The sequence below is a fragment of the Aeromonas sp. FDAARGOS 1404 genome (assembly GCF_019047085.1).
GTDB lineage: Bacteria > Pseudomonadota > Gammaproteobacteria > Enterobacterales > Aeromonadaceae > Aeromonas > Aeromonas veronii.
Genome location: NZ_CP077237.1, coordinates 1,299,394 through 1,317,012 on the forward strand (window position 1 = coordinate 1,299,394; position 17,619 = coordinate 1,317,012).

Consider the following 17,619-nt stretch of genomic DNA (forward strand, 5'->3'; position numbering starts at 1 on the left):
ACATGCCAACACCTCTGCGCCGTCCTTAATCCAATGAATCAACTGTTTTTTCTGGCCATGATGATGTCCTCCCTGTCAGCTCCGAATCTGGATCTGGACAAGGAGCAACTCTCTATCGATCTGCAACAAGCGCAATCGATGGTACTGACCGATCCTGCCAGATGCGTCCAGATCACCACCGCCTTCCTGACGCGCGCAGCCAATAATCCCCAGCAAATCATCAGCAATCGCCAGGAGTTCGGTTATCGCGAGCCCATCCTGAGTTACAGCACGGCGGCCCAGACTATAGGCGCCCATCTGCTCAAAGGGGAGTGTCTGCTGCAACTGGGTCAATATCAGGCCACCCAGCAAGCGCTCGACAAGGCGATGGCGCTGGCAGACAAAGAGCGGCAACCGGAACTCAAGGCGCACGGCCTCTATCTCAAGATCCGCAGTCAGGCCCTCAAACCGGATAACCAGAGCACCAGCCGCGCCCTGATGGATCAGCTGGACGAGCAGCTGGCCGTCCCCACGCTCAAGCAGAGCCAGTTGCAGATCTATGGCCGCCTGCAACGCACCAGCTACGACATCGAGAACCAGCACTTCGATGATGCCAAGGCCCACTTGGCAGATGCGCGGATCTGGGCCGCCAAGACCCCCAATCCCCTCGCCAGTGCCTGGGTCAGCGCCATCAGCGGCGACCTCTATCGCGCGCTGCAGCAGCCACAGCTGGCACTGGGGGAATATATCGATGCCCAGCAACAGGCCAGAAGCCTCAACGACCCGCTCTTTCTCGGCCTGCTGTCGAACCAGATAGTCAAACTCTATCAGCAGGAGCAGGAGCCCCAGAAAGCGCTGCAGTATGCCAATGAGGCGGCCAACTACTTCCACTCCATCGGCAACCCTTCCCTGCTGTGCGACTCCCTGATGGTGCTGGCGCGACTCAACCGCGAGCAGGGCGACCTCAATATGGCGCTGGTCTACTTCTTCAATGCGCTGGATCTGCTCGATGAGGGGAGCAACCGACCACAAGCCTCCCTGCTCAAATATGAAATTGGCAAAACCTACCTGCAAAGCGGCAACCTCTCGCTGGCCAGCAACTACCTCAATGCGGCCCGTCAGTCTCACGAACTGAGCGATGCCAAAGAGCCGCTGATCGATACCCTGCTGCTGCTCGGCGAGCTCTATCTGAAGAAGCAGGAGGCCGCCATCGCCATCCTGCAGTTGGAGAACGCCCGCGCACTGGCCAATCAGCTCGGCGATACCCGCCGCCAGTACGAGGTATTTCGCCTGTTGTCGCTTGCCTACGAGCAGAAGGGGTATCTGCGTCAGGCTCTCGACAGCTACAAGCGCTTCCACCGTCTTGGCGAGGAGGTGCGCCAGCAGGAGCAGGCCATGGAGCAGGCGGCGATCCGCGACAACTATGTTCAGGTCGAGCGGGTACAACATATCAAGGAGCTGGAGCAGCGACTTAACAACAGCCAGCATCAGCAGGAGCGCTATCTCTGGTCGAGCATCACCACCAGCCTGCTGCTGGCGCTCTTTATCTACCTCTTCTTCACCCTCTGGCTCAAGCTGCGTACTGCCCGCCTGCAACTGAAACGGACCAATGAAGCCCTGCTGATCGAGCCACGCTCGGGGCTGGCCAACTGGCAGCGGCTGATGAACCGCTGGCCCCGGGAGATGGCAAAGCGCCAGCTGAAATCGGATCGCTGGTACCTCAGCGAACAGCCCTCCAGCGAGTTCGATGACAAGCTGCACTATCTGCTGTTCCGGGTGCCTTTCCTGGTCAACACGCTGGAGCGCCACGGCTATCAGGCCAGCAGAGAAATCGAGCAGGCCTTCGGTGCCTATATGGACACCCTGACCCCGCAAGATGGCCGTATCTATGACTTGCGTGAAGGACACATGCTCTATGTGGTGCCACAGCGTCACGTCACCAACCTGCATCAACTGGCGGGAGACCTGCTGACCGCCATCGCCGCCTTCCCTTGCAACTATCCGCTGGATCGCCAGATCAGCCTCGGGATTGTCAGTCACCCCTTCCTGCCGAAAGCGGCGACCGCGCTCGATCACAATGGCCTGTTTGACCTCTGCTATCTCGCCCTGTCGGGAGCCATTCAGCTCAGTGAAAAATGCCAGCAAAACGCCTGGTTGGAGCTGGCGGCGATCGATTGCCAACAAGCGGCATTTTTTAATGGAGATGTGTGGCAATGCGGCCTGATGGCAATTGACAAGGGACTGGTAAAAGTCAATTCTTCTCATGAAAAGCAATGGGTTAATTGGCCCAGCCTTGCAAGGAAGCCGGCAGCCGATAACCACCAGGAAATAATGTAGATAACAGGCGAGGATCGAAACCAAGTTCGACCACTGTTGCTATCCAACACCAAAAACAATAATGACAACAGGGCGACCTGATAATGAATGACATCGCTGCCGTAGCAGGACAATTGGCAAGACTCAGGGAATCCCTTCAGCAGAAACAGCTGGAACTCGACGGCGTGCTGTCGTTTTCTGATGCAGAGCGTGCTCGCGGTATTCAGTTTATCAACAAGTTGATGCTCTCCTGCCGTGGCTTCGACCGCGAGCTGGACAATCGCTTCGCCAAGCTCAAGCAGAAACTGGATAATAATCCCGCATTTACCGCGCTAGACGAGGATCTGCTGGCCATTGAAAAATTGCTGCAGCAGCACAGCAATGCGCTGGAAGAGTCGATCACCCTGACCCAGACCGCCATCGAACTTGGTTCCAAACAGCTGAAAAACATCAAGGGCTTCCCGGAAGAGACCCGCAAGTCCCTCAAGGAATTTCTGGCAAGTCCCGCCGGTTACGGCATTGCCGATCACCAAAAGAAGGTGATCAAGCTGCTGGAGTTCTACCAGCAGGCGATCAAGATCCAGCTGCTGCCAAGCCAGCCCCTGTTGACACCGTCAGGTGTAACTCAACAAGAAAGCGATATTGCCAACAACGATGTAGACCCGTTTGATCTCAAGGATCACGCCCGTATCGCCGATGAGCTGCAGCGGCTTATCACCGAACTCGACTTTGCCGGCGCCATCGGCGAGAGCCTGAGCGATATTCGCCGTCAGCTGCTGATCGGGATCAACCCTGCCCTGCTGGCGGAGACCTGCCTGCAGGTGATCGAGCTCATCATCGAAGGCACCCGTGAGGAGCGTAAAGCCTCCCGCGCCTTCCTCAGCTCCCTCAACGAGAGCCTGTCCGCGGTACATGTCGGGTTTACCGAATCCCTCGATGAGGGGCGTGCGCTGCAAAACGAAACCCGCGAGACCCGCGAGGCGCTGGTCAACGAGTTGCAGGCGATCGATCACTCCCTGGCCAACCATAACTCCATCGATGCGCTCAAGCGCGCCATCTCCGGCCATATGGGCGCCATCAACCTGCTGCTTCAAGAACGGGAAAGTACCGCAGCACGGGAACGTCACCTGCTCACCCGCCTCTCCACCATGGAGTCCAAGCTGCGCTTGATGAAGGAGGAGACCGCCGAGTACAAGAAGCGGCTGACCATTCAAAAACACAAGCTGTTCCTCGACAGCCTGACCCAGGTGCACAACCGGGCTGCCCTCGATGAACGGCTGGAGCAGGAGTACAAACGTTGGCTTCGTTACCGCACTCCACTCTGCATGGCGATCATCGACATCGATCATTTCAAGAACATCAATGACAACTACGGCCATATGGCGGGTGACAAGGCGTTGAAAGTAGTAGCCAAAGCGCTGCAGAGTGCACTGCGTGATACCGACTTCATCGCCCGTTTTGGTGGAGAAGAGTTCGTGGTGTTGCTGCCCAACATCAACCCGGACAAGTTCCAGAAGCCGCTGGAGACCCTGCGCCAGACCATCAAGAGCATCCCGTTCCGTTTTCGCGATGCCAAGGTGGAGATCACCATCTCCATCGGCGCAACCCTGTTCAAGGATGGGGATAACCCGTCAGATGTGTTCGAGCGGGCGGACAAGGCGCTCTACCACTCCAAGCACACCGGTCGGGATCAAGTGACACTGGCCTGACAAGCGGCTAAAAAAACAGCGAACAGTCGTCGCCCTATTTCCCTCCACCCTCTGTTACCACTACTATCGATCTCAGGGGATGCAACATAGCGTCCCCTTTTCTCCCCAGGGAAAAACACAACGATAACAAGTGAGTAAAGGGGAACCTATGATTACGCACATCAATCCCGTTGGCAGCATGGATTTGCTGTCACAGCTCGAGGTGGATCGCCTCAAGCAGACTGCCTCCAGCGATATCTATCAACTGTTTCGCAACTGCTCGCTGGCAGTGCTCAATTCCGGTAGCCATACCGACAGCTCCAAGGAGATCCTGGAGCGCTTCAAATCGTTCGATATTCATGTGATCCGGCGCGAGCGCGGGGTCAAGCTGGAACTGTTCAATGCCCCCGAGCACGCCTTTGTCGATGGCGAGATCATTCGCGGCATTCAGGAGCACCTCTTCTCGGTGCTGCGCGACATTCTCTATGTCTCCAATCAGCTCGAGTCCAACCGCCAGGTCAATCTGACCAACTCCACTCACATCTCCAACGTGGTGTTCGCCATTCTGCGCAACGCCAAGGTGATCCTGCCCGGCGCCGATCCCAACCTGATCGTCTGCTGGGGTGGCCACTCCATCAACGAGATCGAATACCAGTACACCCGCGCCGTGGGCAGCGAACTGGGCTTGCGTGAGCTGAACATCTGTACCGGCTGTGGCCCTGGCGCCATGGAGGGCCCGATGAAGGGGGCCGCCGTCGGCCATGCCAAACAGCGGGTGCGCAACGGGCGCTACATCGGCCTGACCGAGCCCTCCATCATCGCGGCCGAACCGCCCAACCCCATCGTCAACGAGCTGGTGATCCTGCCGGATATCGAGAAACGGCTGGAAGCCTTCGTGCGCCTCGGCCATGGCATCATCATCTTCCCGGGCGGGGTCGGCACCGCCGAAGAGCTGCTCTATCTGCTCGGCATCATGATGCATCCGGCCAACGAGCGGCAGCCGATGCCTATCATCCTGACCGGCCCGAAAGAGAGTGCCGACTACTTCCGAGCCATCGACGACTTCATCAAGGCGACCCTGGGTGAACCGGCGACCAAGCTCTACCGGATCATTGTCGGCGATGCACCGGAAGTGGCCCGGGTGATGAAGGAGGCGATGCCGAAAATCCGCGAATATCGCAAATCGGTCGGCGATGCCTACTCTTTCAACTGGTCCCTCAAGATTGAGCCGGAGTTCCAACTCCCCTTCGAGCCGGATCACGCCAGCATGGCCAGTCTGGATCTGCACCGCAACCAGCCGCCCCAGTTGCTGGCCGCCAACCTGCGTCGTGCCTTCTCCGGTATCGTCGCCGGCAACGTCAAGGAAGGGGGCATTCGCGCCATCGAGAAGAAAGGCCCCTTCAAGCTGCATGGCGACAAGGAGCTGATGCACCTGATGGACAAGCTGCTGGAGAGTTTCGTCAAGCAGCAGCGGATGAAGCTGCCGGGCAGTCAGTATGTGCCCTGCTACGAAATCGTCCGCTAGGGTACAGATACATCATCGACAGAGGGGCGCATCGGCGCCCCTCTTTATTGGCGCTATGCCTTCCCAACCGCCATCAATCCCCCATAAGGCGAGCGGTTTGTTACAATGGGGCGTCCCGACCGCCAAGAGTGCCCCATGTCAACTATCCGGCCACACCTGCTCATCATCGATGCCCTCAACCTCATTCGCCGTCTGCACGCGGTACAGGCCCAGCAGGCACTGACCCCTGCCCAGGCGCTGGTTGCAACCCGCGCCAACCTTATCAATACCTGCCGCAAGCTGCTGGCCAATAGCGAACCGACCCATGTCATTGCCGTGTTTGATGGCGAGGTGCATAGCTGGCGCAAAGAGGTCTATCCGGCCTACAAGGAGGGGCGAACTCCCATGCCCCCCGAACTGCGTGAAGGGCTGGCGACCCTGCAGGATGCCTTTTGGGAGTGCGGGGTCGATGCCCTGCTCTCCGAGACCGATGAAGCGGATGACCTTATCGCCACTCTCGCCTGCGGCATCGCCAGCCATGGCCATCAGGCAACCATCATCTCCACCGACAAGGGGTTCTGCCAACTGATCTGCCCGCAGATCCGGGTGCGCGACTACTTCAACAAACGCTGGCTGGATGCCGCCTTCGTCCAGCAGCAATATGGGGTAGCACCTAATCAGCTGGTCGACTTCTGGGCCCTGACCGGTATCAGCGGTTCCAATATCAAGGGGGTTCCGGGGATCGGCCCCAAGACCGCCACCCAGCTGTTGCAGCAATATGGCACTCTGGCAGCCATGCTCGAGGTCTGCCAGCAAGAGGACGCCGCCAAGCCACTGATCAAACTGCGCCAGCATCAGGATGAGGCCCTGCTGGCCCAGCGGCTGGTGCACTTGCAGCGGGATATTCCGCTGGGATTCAACCTGCGGGACATCCGCTACCCGCCCCAGCCAGACTAAAGTGCCGAACAAAAATGCAGGTAAGGGCGTGAACCATGACGAGACTCACCCTCGCTGTTGATAAAAGTGAGTAGAATGTAAAGGAATGTGGTTGGTTTGCTGAGTAAATGCTATAAAGCAGCCCCATCCTCCCCTATACCCTGGAAGTGGAACCCTCTCATGTCCAAAAGAAAAATTACCGTGATCCCCGGCGACGGCATCGGCCCCAGCATCATAGAATCAGCCATCCAGATCCTGACCCATGCGGGTTGTGACTTTGAGTACGAATACGCTGATGCGGGTCTGGTTGCCCTCGAGAAGCATGGCGAGCTGCTGCCCCAGGCTACCCTGGATCTGATTGAGAAGAACAAGGTGAGCCTGAAAGGGCCATTGACCACACCGGTCGGCGGCGGTTTTACCTCCATCAACGTCTCCCTGCGCAAGAAGTTCAACCTCTACGCCAACGTGCGTCCGGTCATCTCCTTCAAGGGCACCAGAAGCCGTTACGACAACATCGACATCATCACTGTGCGTGAAAACACCGAAGGGATGTACTCGGGTGCAGGTCAGAAGCGCAGTGATGACAACAAGAGCGCCGAGGCGATGAGCATCATCACCCGCGAAGGGGCTGAGCGTATCGTCAAGTTCGCCTTCGAGCTGGCCCGTCAGGAAGGGCGCAAGAAGGTCACCATCATCCACAAGGCCAACATCCTCAAATCGACCTCCGGCCTGTTCCTCGAAGTAGCACGTGAAATCGCCAGCCACTACCCGGATATCCAGAGCGAAGAGATGATCGTCGATGCCGCCTGCATGAACCTGGTGATGTACCCGGAGCGTTTCGATGTCATGGTCACCACCAACCTGTTCGGCGACATTCTCTCGGATCTTTGCGCCGGTCTGGTCGGCGGCCTTGGCATGGCGCCCGGCGCCAACATCGGCGATGGCGCGGCCATCTTCGAAGCGGTCCACGGCTCTGCGCCTGACATAGCTGGCAAGAATATCGCCAACCCGACCTCGGTGATCCTTGCCTCCATTCAGATGCTGGAGTACCTCGGCATGCAGGATAAAGCAGAGCGGATCCGCGAGGCGGTACGAGCTACCATCGAATCTGGTGATCGGGTCACCCGCGATCTGGGCGGCACGGCTTCCACCAGCGAATTCACCCAGGCCATCATCGATCGTTTGTGAGTTAATTCATTGATTTTAAAAGGGAGCTTCGGCTCCCTTTTTTATATTTCCGAATCCTTTGCCACTCCCCAAACAGCAACTATGTTCAATAGAGAAGAAGAACAGGGAGTGTTTTTCATGAAGGGATACGGGTGCTATCTGGTTTCGGGTCTGATGCTGGTGTGTGGTACTGCAAGTGCTTTCGAGCAGGATCAACAGACCCAAACTGCCAAACTGCCACAGCAGGAAAAACGGACTGCCACCGAGGTATGGCGCTCGAGCCTGAATACTAACGACCTGCTCAAGGCACCCAAACCCCTGTCGTTTGGTATTGAAGTCTCCACCGACAACTTTGGCAATCAAAAGATCACCTCCTACCCGCAGCTTAATCTGACCCCGGAAAAGAGCGTCAGTCTGTCGGTCGAACGCTTCAGACCCAAGGTCAAGTTTAAGGCTGGCGGAATGAACACCGCCCTCAGGCTGAGAGGAGACGGGATAAAGATGCAATTCAATCCGGTCGACAAAACCATCCCGCTGCAGATAGAGATCAAGGTGACCGACGACGAATCTTCCCTGCGCCTCGATTACCGTTTCTGATTTTTCGAGCCCTGAATAGCAAAAGGCCGACAGGTTTCCCTGTCGGCCTTGGTATTTATCGTACGGGCAGAACTGCTACATCACGCCTTGGGCTCGAGTTTGGAGACCCAGTACTTGTTGTAAACATGCACGGTGATCTCTTCCCGATCGTGATAGAGCTGCTTGGCCTGGATCACGAACGCGTTGTCGATCTCCTTGAGCATTTCGCGCAACACCTCGATATTGTGTACCGATTCAGCATAACGCTTCTTCATCGGCAGCTTGAGGTTGAACATCGCCTCCTGGCAGTCACCTTCACGGAACCAGTCCGCAATCATGTGAACGACCCGCGCCGGTTTATCGACCATGTCGCACACCAGCCAGTAGGTGTTTTTCTTGCTCGGACGCCAGACGAAACCGTCATCCCGGATATGCTTGACCTGACCGGTATCCATCAGGGATTGGGCCATCATGCCGTTGTCGACCGCCGTCACCATCATGCCACGACGCACCAGCTGATAGGTCCAGCCACCCGGACAGGCACCCAGATCCACCGCCTTCATGCCTGAGCAGAGACGCACATCCCACTCTTCCCGCGGCACGAACACGTAAAACGCCTCCTCCAGCTTGAGGCTGGAGCGGCTCGGCGCATCGGCCGGGAAGCGCAGGCGCGGGATCCCCATGTGGAATCCGGAGTTGTTGAACGAATAGGAGTAGCCCAGCAAGACATGATCATTGGCCATGAAGAAGGCGTGGAACACCGGACGGTTTGGCGTCTCCTTCTTGGTCAGGATCTCGTTGCTGCGCAGCGCCTGACGAAGCGGCACGGTGAACTTGCGGCAGAAGGCCGACAGCTCTTTCGCTTCGTTGGTGTCCGCGGTTTCGACCCGCAGATCACCGCAAATGGTGTAGTCACTCACAGCCTCAAGGATCGGGGAGATCCTGTCCGCGACATCCAGCTCCTTCAGCTCATGGGTGACCACCAGCATCTGGCGGATGAAGATGAGCTCCCGGAATGGCAGCTTGCGAGCCAGCAGGTCCGCCTGCTCCTCGTCATACAGTTCGAAGATCACATAACCGCTGTCGTCCTTGACCCGGGCGAAACCGTAGCACTGCATGTTACCGGCACGCTCGGTGATCTCTGCTGCCGCCTCTTTCTCAAAACCGGGGCGGCAATAAAGCAGCAGATTATTCATTTTTTCCTCCAAGACGACAGCCAGCCCAGATCAGGGCCGCCCATCCCAACATAAAACAGAGGCCACCGGCCGGAGTAATCAACCCCAGCCCCTTGCTGCCAAGCAGCACCATGGCGTAAATACTGCCGGAGAATCCGATGATCCCCAGCACAAAAGCGGTGCCAGCCAGGTGGATCACCTTGCTACGCACACCACACCAGCCCAGAACCAGCAGGGCCAATGCGTGAAAAAACTGATATTGCACGGCGGTATTGAATGCCGCCAGACGCTCGGGTGTAATGCCGGTCGCCGCCAATCCATGGGCGCCATAAGCCCCCAGCATGGTGGCCGTCAACCCGAAGAGACCGGCCAGTATCAGCCAATGTCGATGGATCTGCATCCTCACAATCCCTCTCTCATCACGGCTGGCAATAAAACCAACCCTATCGTGCTATCCATGCTGGGCCACAAAATGGCTGATGGCCGCAGCTGCATGCTGCATATTCTCCTGCTCACTCACGCCACTGGCTTTACGCGGTTTGAAACCATGATCACCATCGGTCAACCAATGGACCGATACGGCGGGTGAGAAGGGGAAATCGGCCAGTTCGGCGCGACTACCGAAGGTATCGCGCTCCCCCTGCAATAGCAGGGTTGGCATTGCAATATGCTTGAGTACCTCGCCTCGCCAGCTGTCGGGCTTGGCCGGAGGGTGGAAAGGATACCCGAGAATGAGCAATCCTGCAGCATTCATCTCACCCTCGCCTTCACGATAGAGTTCCGCCGCCATCCGCCCGCCCATCGACTTGCCCGCCAGAAAGAGTCGTGGATGGGCAAACTCGCGGATCATGTCGTGCCAATGGGCGAGCAGCACAGGCGCCCTGTCAGGCGGGCGGCGCTTGCCATCCTGTGCACGCCTTGTCATGTAGGGAAAGTTGAAGCGCACCACTTCGATGTCGGGGCCAGCCAGCAGGCGTGACAACTCGGCAAGAAAGACATGATCCATCCCCGCGCCTGCCCCGTGGGCCAGCAAAATGCGAACGGGGGCATCAATTGCCCCCTCGCGGATCACATCAGGCATCGGCGAGCCTTGCCCTGCGACGCGCCTCTTCCTGCTCCACCAGCTCCAGCATCCAGTCGCGGAAGGCAACGATCTTGCCCTGATCCGATTGCTGCTCCTGGCACACCAGATAGAAGGCATTTTTGCTCACCAGCACCTGCTCGAACGGGCAGATAAGGCGGCCGGCCTCAATCTCGGGTTGTGCCAGCACGCTGTGGCCAAGCGCCACCCCCTGGCCGTGGATCGCCGCCTGGATCACCATGGTGGAGTGGCTAAAGATGGGCCCCTGATTGACGTTGGGTGCATCGATATCGAGCTGGCGGAACCAGGCCTTCCAGTCGCGACGGGAGGTATCGTGCAGCAGGGTATGAAGAGTCAAATCTTGCGGCGTACGCAGCGGTTTGGGCCCGGTCAGCAGCAAGGGGGAGCAGACCGGGATCAGGTATTCGGTATGCAGCTTGTCCGAGCGCAGACCCGGCCAGTTGCCGCGCCCGTAATAGATAGCCACATCCACATCATCGGTAAGCGACCCTTCGTCGAGATCGACCGCCTTGATCCGCACGTCGATATCGGGGTGGCGCTCGCTGAACTTGACCAACCGCGGCACCAGCCACTGGATGGCGAAACTCGGCTGCAAACTGACAGTCAACGCCCCCTTGGCACTGCGGGCCAGCAGCTTGTCGGTCGCCTCAGAGATGGAGGCAAAGATGTCTTTGATATCCAGGAAATAGCCCTGCCCCTCTTCGGTCAACAACAAGGAGCGATTTTTGCGGCGGAACAGCTTGATGCCAAGATACTCCTCCAGCGCCTTGATCTGGTGACTGATGGCAGCCTGAGTCACAAACAACTCTTCTGCTGCGCGGGTAAAGCTTAAGTGACGAGCCGCTGCTTCAAAGGCCTTGAGGGCATTGAGCGGGGGTAAACGACGAGACATGACACCAGCCGACGATGAGTTTTTCTAATGGGGCGCATTATAATTTGTCGGTTGCGGGTCGACCAGTGAATAAACATAATTCGCCCAGCAATCAGTCGTCATATGGCTCACATTTTCTACTACGTGTTGGTTTACATGTGTTTTTAGTGAGTCTTTCGACTGCGATTGTGGTGTTGTGTTTCTTCCTCTGCGGGAAGAGGGGCTCAAATCTCACCGGTTTGACCCAGTCTGTCATCTGAATGTGTTTGGCGCCTCCAGCTGGATGGCGCCTTTTTTCATCCCTTCTATACCTTGAACTGCCCCACCAGCTGCTGCTGTTTATCCGCCAGCGCAGAGAGCTCGCGACCATTTTCGGCGGAGGTCGCCGCCTCGGCCCGAATGGTGTGGCTCACATCGCGAATGTTGCTGACGTTGCGGTTGATCTCGTCCGCCACCCGGCTCTGCTCCTGCGCCGCCCGGGCAATCTGCTCATTCATCTGATGGATGGTGGAGACTGACTGGATAATCTGCTCCAGCACCTGCACCGAGAGATCCACCTTGGCGAGGGTCTCGTCAGCCTGTCCATGACCATCGCGGATCGCCTTGACCACGGCGCCGGTACCGGATTGCAGTTGGCTGATCAGAGTCTGGATCTCGACGATGGCATTCTGGGTGCGACCCGCCAGATTACGCACCTCATCAGCCACCACGGCAAAGCCACGGCCCTGCTCACCGGCCCGCGCCGCTTCAATAGCCGCATTCAGCGCCAGCAAGTTGGTCTGCTCGGCAATTCCCTGGATCACGATAAGAATGTCATTGATGTTGTCGCTGTTGGCGGAGAGTCGCTCCACCACCGGCTGGGCATCGTTGATGATGGTCATCAACTTGCGCATCGCCTCCTGGGTGTCGGCAACGACATATTTGCCCTCTTGCGCTGCAGCGTCAGTGGTGTTGGCGGCCGCCACCGCCGAGCCGGCATTACCGGAGACCTGCAACGCCGTGGCGCTCAGCTCTTCAAATGCCGTTGCCACCAGATCGATCTCCTGATACTGGGCCTGCATTCCGCTGCTGGTGCGCTCGGCCACCTGCGCGGCTCGCTCGGCACTGTTACGTGTACCGGAGACGGTATCAATCACCTGACTGATGGTGGATTGCAACTTGTTGAGGAAGCTGTTGAACCACTTGGCCAGCTCGCCGATCTCGTCTTGCCGCTGGATCTCGATACGCTGGGTCAAATCCCCCTCGCCGCTGGCGATATCCTTGAGACGGGCAACTACGGCGCGGATGGGTGCCACAATCTGGCGCGCCATCAACCAGATAAAACTCAGGGCCACCAGCGAGATCAGCACCCCGATTGACAACTGCGAGACCACGCTGCGATTGGCCTCACTGGCCAGCTCATCTTGCAGTTGCTGGGCCGAAGCCAGTACTACTGCCCGTGGCAATTCAATGTAGATGCCCCATTTACGGTCGGTGCCACGCATGGATACCGGGACAAAGGTCTGCAACAGGGCGCCATCGCTGCTCCAGCGAGTCAGCTCCTGACCCTGACTGAGCCAGCCTTTCAGCTCGCTGGCCAGCCCCTGATACTTCTGATCCAGCCCGCGCCCCATTGTCACATCGAACTCATCGGCTCCCGCCACACGCCCCTCGTGACTGACCAGCAATATTCTGCCCTTGCCGTCATAGAGCTCCTTGTCCATGGTACTGACCAGACTCTGCAAAGTGGCCAGCGAGATATCAACCCCGACCATCCCCAGCAAGGTCTCCTGCTCCAGCAGCGGGACCGTCACCGAGGTCATCAATATCTGTTTATCGCCCACATCGTCCAGATAGGGCTCCAGCAGGCAGAGGGCACGGGTGCGAATACTGCAGCGATACCACTCGTTTTCGATTCCACCAGCCTCGGTCGGGCTCTCATCGGCCAGTACATCCTCATTCTGCACTTCCGGCTCAATCTTGCCGTTGTCATAGGCCCAGTAACTGGAAAAACGCCCCTTGTCGTTGGAACCCAGCGCCGTTGAGCCCTGATAGTTGCTGTCTTCCCCATCCAGCTGGTCAGGCTCGAACACCGCATAGACACCAAGCAGATTGGTCGATGAGGCAACGGCATCGTGCAGTTGCTGATTGACGGCGCTGCGCAGCGCCTCCGAATGGACAAAGTTCTCAGCCGCATTCTTGCGCTGGAACAACACGCTCTCTGCCAGCAAACTGGCGCGGAAATAGGCCTCATCGAGATAGCTGGTCACCTTGGCCGCCTGCTCCGAGCCCATCGCCTTCATCCAGTTCTCGGCAGACTGCTGCGCCTCGTGCATGGTGGCTTGCCGCACCTGCTGCTGCATCTTGTTCGCGTTGTAAATCGAAGAGGCAACCAGAGCGGCGGCTGTCACCAACAGACAGCAACCGGCGATCAGGGTAATCCGACCCTGGACAGAAAGAGCGCTCATGCCAATATTCCTACGTCATACAGATATGGATAGATTATCGACTTTATAAACAAAAACTTAACTCTCTCACAGCAAATCCAGCGAGAGTTGATTAACTTCACCCTCTTTTGGCAAACCTACCACCAAGCCCAACAGGCGAACCGAGCGCCCTTGCGCCCGCTGCAGCCCCTCTTTGAGCAGGGGAGCGAACAAGGCTGGCTGATAACCACCCTGACTGCGATAGACGGTGGTCTGGTGGAAGTCGGCAAACTTGAGCTTGATCCCCTGCCCCATCACCTGTTCGGCAGGGCACGCCAGCTGAAATCGCCGCTCAAGCTCCGGCAGCAGTTGCTGCAATACCGTCAGGCAGGCGGCTTCGTCACAAACATCGCTCGCCAGGGTGGTCTCCACCCCGATGGTTTTGCGGATCCGGTGCGCCTGCACCGGCTGTTCATCCAGCCCCCAGATCCGGGTCGTCAGCATCTCCCCCAGCTTGCCAAAACGACTGCACAGCTCTTGTGCCGACAAGGCCCGCGCATCCTCACAGGTGTAGAGCCCCTGAGCCTCCAGCCGCTCGGCAGTCTTGCGCCCCACCCCGGGTAGTTTGCCGAGGGGCAACTGGCAGACAAATTCGGCCACTTCGTCGGGACGAATGACAAACAGACCATCGGGTTTACGCTGCTCCGAGGCGAGCTTGGCGAGAAACTTGTTGGGGGCCACTCCGGCCGAGGCGGTCAACCCCAGTTCAGTGACGATGGCTTGCCGGATCTCTTGCGCCATCAGGGTGGCGCTACCGCCACAACAGCGACTGTGGGTCACGTCGAGGTAAGCCTCGTCCAGCGACAGTGGTTCAACCTGATCGGTATAGCGCAGGAAAATGGCCCTGAGCTGACGGGAGATATCCTTGTACACCGCCATTCGCCCAGGGATCAGTACCAGCGGCGGGCAGAGTTTTTTCGCCAGGGCGCTCGGCATGGCGGAGCGCACACCGAATCGGCGCGCCACATAGTTGCAGGTCGAGATGACACCGCGCCGCTCGGAGGACCCACCGATGGCAAGCGGCACCTCCCGCAAAGCCGGATTGTCCCGCATCTCCACCGCGGCAAAAAAGCAGTCCATGTCTATATGGATGATTTTGCGCATACCACTGTATAAATAAACAGACATGACATCATCTTACCCCAAGGATAACCGCAGCTCTATCTCTCTCGTTGCGGCTAAAGTAGTAGATTCTAATGAGACCTTTAGTACCGCAATGACAAGGAGCGTTCGGGATGAAATATCTTTGGCTGGGACTCTGTTTGTTGCCGTTGACCGGCATCGGCAAGAACAACCCGACGGCAGAGTGCCGCTGGCTGTACGACCGGATTGAGATACTGGAACAGGCCATCAAGAAAGGGGACAAGCTCGGCACAGAGCAAGAGTTGTCACGCTGGCGTGAAGAGTTTCGCAAGAAGGAGTGCAAACAGTACGACTACTGAGCCGGACAAGATGGCGTGACCGACAACGGCAGATAACATACGGGCCCCGATCAAGATGATCGGGGCCCGTTTTTCACAGCATGGCCAGCTTGATTCTGCAGCAGAGTGCGCTCAAGGCAGCACCATAGGGCCAGCGACAGTGGCCGCCACTTCATCCCCACGCAGCACCCGGACCAGTTCAAGGGCAAACTCGATGGCGCTGCCCGGCCCCTGACTGGTGATAAGGCTATGAGCCTCATCCCTGACGACCCGCTCATGTGACAGTTGCGATGTTGACAGTTGGGACTGAAAGCCGGGATGACAGGTGACGATGGCATCACCCAGCAGCGCGTGATGTTGCAACACCACCACAGGGGCGGCGCAGATGGCAGCGCGCCAGCAACCAAGAGCGGTCTGCTCTTTGAGCAGATCGATGGCCAGCGGGGTATCGCGGATCACTTCGCTGCCGGGCAGACCACCAGGCACCACGATGGCTTCAAAGTCCCGACGGGTCAGCTCGTCGATATGACAATCGGCCACCAGCTGTACCCCGCGCGACGCTTTTACCTGCCGGGATCCGGCAGGGCAGCAAGAGGCCAGCACCACCTCGATGCTGGCGCGCACCAGGGTATCGACAATGGCGACCGTCTCTATCTCTTCCGACCCGGGGGCCACCAGCACCAGTACACTCACGTTCGCCTCCTTGCAGCTTGCTCTGCCATGTAGAAGATCAGACGGCCTGACTCTTCTCTTTGATTGCCTGATAGAGACCCTGATTGACCGGTACGGCGATGCCATGCCGGGCTGCCTTGGCCAGCAGGAAGCCGGTGATGGCCTCAATCTCGGTCTCGCGTCCCAGCTCCATATCCTGATGCATGGAGGAGTAATTGTCAGCGGTCAGTTCCACCACTGTCATCACCCGACGTTGCAACTCCTCTGCCGTGGTCGCAACTCCTTCGGCACACATCACATCCGCCACTTCCACGCAGATCTGCTGCAGGGCATCGGCAAAACGGGGGCCAGCCAGCTCGCCATTTTTCAGCTTGTAGAGGGCCGTCAGGGGATTGATGGCACAGTTGATGGCAAGCTTTTGCCACTGGCGCGTCAATACCTGCCCATCCCAACCAGCCTGACCCAGTGCCAGCGCCAGCTCGTCCGCGAGCGCGGCATGGGCCTTGGCGGCATCGTTGATCGGGCCAAGCCAAGTTTCCCCCTTGCCAGTATGACGGAAGACAAAATGGCCGCACTGCATGGCGCCATGGCTGGTGACACCGGCAATCACCGGATTGTGCGGGAACATCTCGACCACCTGCTCGGCAATGCCCATCCCGTTGTGCAGCAGCACGATTGGCACGCCGGCATCCAGATTGCTCACCAGCGGTGTCAGTGCGGCAATCACCTGACTGGCCTTGGTCATCACCAGCAGACGCTGGATCTTGCCGGGTTTGCTGACAAATCCGCGCTCGATATTGAGCAGCTGGACATGCCCCTCCAGCGAGGTGAAATCGATCCCCGGATGGAGCGTGGACTTATGATGTTCGCGCAACAAGACACGGGTAGATTGACCACTCAGGGTCAGCAGGGAGGCAAAAACGCCGCCGAGGGCGCCACAACCCAACAGTGACCACTTCGGAGTAACGGGTGGAATAACGGGCTGTCGGGAATTTTTTAATCCGCTTGGCATGGTGTGACTCTGTCAGGGTAAGGGTTGCAATCCTCTCAACCTGTTACCGGGGATAAGTGAAGATGTCGCTGGTGGACACTAACGGGTCCACCCGTCCTGTGCGCAGGGGATTCTAGCAGAGCAACCCCATCAAAATCAGCAAATTTGCCCGTTTTCTGGTAGATTTGCCCCCCGATAACGCAACATGAGGAGCTTTGGCTATGCCGTCATTCGATATTGTCTCTGAAGTCAAAATGAACGAGGTGTTGAACGCAGTCGACAACGCCAATCGTGAACTGGCCACCCGTTTCGATTTTCGTGGGGTAGAAGCCAGCTTCGAGTTGAACAAGGAAGAGGTAAAACTGGAAGCCGATGCCGATTTCCAGCTCAAGCAGATGGTCGAAATCCTGCGCGGTGCCCTGCTCAAGCGCAACATCGAAAACAGCTCCATGGAAGTGGGTGACTCCGTTCACTCCGGCAAACGCTTCCACCTGACCGTCAAGTTCAAACAGGGGATCGAGAAAGAGATCGCCAAGAAGCTGGTCAAGCTGATCAAGGACTCCAAGATCAAGGTACAGGTCGCCATCCAGGGTGATGAAGTACGTGTCACCGGCAAGAAGCGTGACGATCTGCAAGAGACCATGGCACTGGTCCGTGGCGCCGAACTGGGTCAACCGATGCAGTTCCAGAACTTCCGCGACTGATTTATCCACTCAGCGGTGGCGCACTTGATGACTCGCGCCACGCTATCTAAAT

Annotated in this window: 16 protein-coding genes; 8 read left to right on the forward strand and 8 right to left on the reverse strand. The window is 57.9% G+C overall.

The window, feature by feature from the left end; translation table 11 throughout:
• Positions 1-33: 33 nt before the first annotated feature.
• The 6 genes from I6L34_RS05880 (at position 34) to I6L34_RS05905 (ending at position 8,187) form a co-directional block, all read left to right on the forward strand.
• On the forward strand, positions 34-2,316 hold the full coding sequence (locus tag I6L34_RS05880; RefSeq protein ID WP_216956150.1) for a hypothetical protein: 2,283 nt from the start codon (positions 34-36) through the stop codon (positions 2,314-2,316).
• A gap of 83 nt (positions 2,317-2,399) precedes the next feature.
• The gene (locus I6L34_RS05885; RefSeq protein ID WP_216956153.1) at positions 2,400-4,004 is read left to right on the forward strand and encodes a diguanylate cyclase; all 1,605 of its coding nucleotides are present in this window, start codon (positions 2,400-2,402) and stop codon (positions 4,002-4,004) included.
• Positions 4,005-4,152: 148 nt separating this feature from the next.
• Complete coding sequence (ppnN, locus tag I6L34_RS05890) at positions 4,153-5,508, forward strand: nucleotide 5'-monophosphate nucleosidase PpnN (RefSeq protein ID WP_005338611.1); 1,356 nt, start codon at positions 4,153-4,155, stop codon at positions 5,506-5,508.
• Between the two features lie 135 nt (positions 5,509-5,643).
• A complete protein-coding gene (xni, locus tag I6L34_RS05895) occupies positions 5,644-6,444 on the forward strand; it encodes a flap endonuclease Xni (protein WP_069554286.1) in 801 nt (266 codons plus the stop codon).
• 159 nt (positions 6,445-6,603) lie between these two features.
• On the forward strand, positions 6,604-7,611 hold the full coding sequence (locus I6L34_RS05900) for an isocitrate dehydrogenase (RefSeq protein WP_005349723.1): 1,008 nt from the start codon (positions 6,604-6,606) through the stop codon (positions 7,609-7,611).
• A 117-nt stretch (positions 7,612-7,728) separates the two neighbouring features.
• Positions 7,729-8,187, forward strand: coding sequence for a hypothetical protein (locus I6L34_RS05905; RefSeq protein ID WP_005349721.1), 459 nt, complete (start codon positions 7,729-7,731; stop codon positions 8,185-8,187).
• Between the two features lie 80 nt (positions 8,188-8,267).
• Here I6L34_RS05905 and rlmM read toward each other — a convergent pair whose 3' ends face one another.
• From rlmM to dinB, 6 genes are all read right to left on the reverse strand, one after another.
• Positions 8,268-9,362 carry a 23S rRNA (cytidine(2498)-2'-O)-methyltransferase RlmM gene (rlmM, locus tag I6L34_RS05910; RefSeq protein ID WP_139405780.1) on the reverse strand — a complete coding sequence of 365 codons (1,095 nt, stop codon included), beginning with the start codon at positions 9,360-9,362 and terminating at the stop codon, positions 8,268-8,270.
• Entirely contained in the window at positions 9,355-9,741 is a 387-nt protein-coding gene (locus tag I6L34_RS05915; protein WP_058052208.1) for a DUF423 domain-containing protein, read from the reverse strand. The genes rlmM and I6L34_RS05915 overlap by 8 nt, the downstream gene beginning before the upstream one ends.
• A gap of 51 nt (positions 9,742-9,792) precedes the next feature.
• Positions 9,793-10,422 carry an alpha/beta family hydrolase gene (locus I6L34_RS05920; RefSeq protein WP_216956156.1) on the reverse strand — a complete coding sequence of 210 codons (630 nt, stop codon included), beginning with the start codon at positions 10,420-10,422 and terminating at the stop codon, positions 9,793-9,795.
• Complete coding sequence (locus I6L34_RS05925; protein WP_005338622.1) at positions 10,415-11,335, reverse strand: transcriptional regulator GcvA; 921 nt, start codon at positions 11,333-11,335, stop codon at positions 10,415-10,417. The genes I6L34_RS05920 and I6L34_RS05925 overlap by 8 nt, the downstream gene beginning before the upstream one ends.
• Before the next feature lie 284 nt (positions 11,336-11,619).
• A complete protein-coding gene (locus tag I6L34_RS05930) occupies positions 11,620-13,761 on the reverse strand; it encodes a methyl-accepting chemotaxis protein (RefSeq protein WP_064338581.1) in 2,142 nt (713 codons plus the stop codon).
• Positions 13,762-13,827: 66 nt separating this feature from the next.
• A complete protein-coding gene (gene dinB, locus I6L34_RS05935) occupies positions 13,828-14,883 on the reverse strand; it encodes a DNA polymerase IV (protein WP_216956893.1) in 1,056 nt (351 codons plus the stop codon).
• 131 nt (positions 14,884-15,014) lie between these two features.
• Here dinB and I6L34_RS05940 point away from each other — a divergent pair, with 131 nt between their 5' ends.
• A complete protein-coding gene (locus tag I6L34_RS05940; RefSeq protein WP_058058255.1) occupies positions 15,015-15,221 on the forward strand; it encodes a hypothetical protein in 207 nt (68 codons plus the stop codon).
• Positions 15,222-15,332: 111 nt separating this feature from the next.
• On the opposite strand, the gene I6L34_RS05945 is transcribed toward I6L34_RS05940, so the two are convergent.
• Together I6L34_RS05945 and I6L34_RS05950 are read right to left on the reverse strand one after the other, a co-directional pair.
• A complete protein-coding gene (locus I6L34_RS05945) occupies positions 15,333-15,893 on the reverse strand; it encodes a DJ-1 family glyoxalase III (RefSeq protein ID WP_216956159.1) in 561 nt (186 codons plus the stop codon).
• A 37-nt stretch (positions 15,894-15,930) separates the two neighbouring features.
• The gene (locus tag I6L34_RS05950) at positions 15,931-16,884 is read right to left on the reverse strand and encodes a ketopantoate reductase family protein (RefSeq protein WP_058058253.1); all 954 of its coding nucleotides are present in this window, start codon (positions 16,882-16,884) and stop codon (positions 15,931-15,933) included.
• A 200-nt stretch (positions 16,885-17,084) separates the two neighbouring features.
• Here I6L34_RS05950 and I6L34_RS05955 point away from each other — a divergent pair, with 200 nt between their 5' ends.
• Positions 17,085-17,567 (forward strand): YajQ family cyclic di-GMP-binding protein, encoded by a 483-nt coding sequence (locus I6L34_RS05955; protein WP_005338634.1) that lies wholly within the window; start codon positions 17,085-17,087, stop codon positions 17,565-17,567.
• Positions 17,568-17,619: the final 52 nt, after the last annotated feature.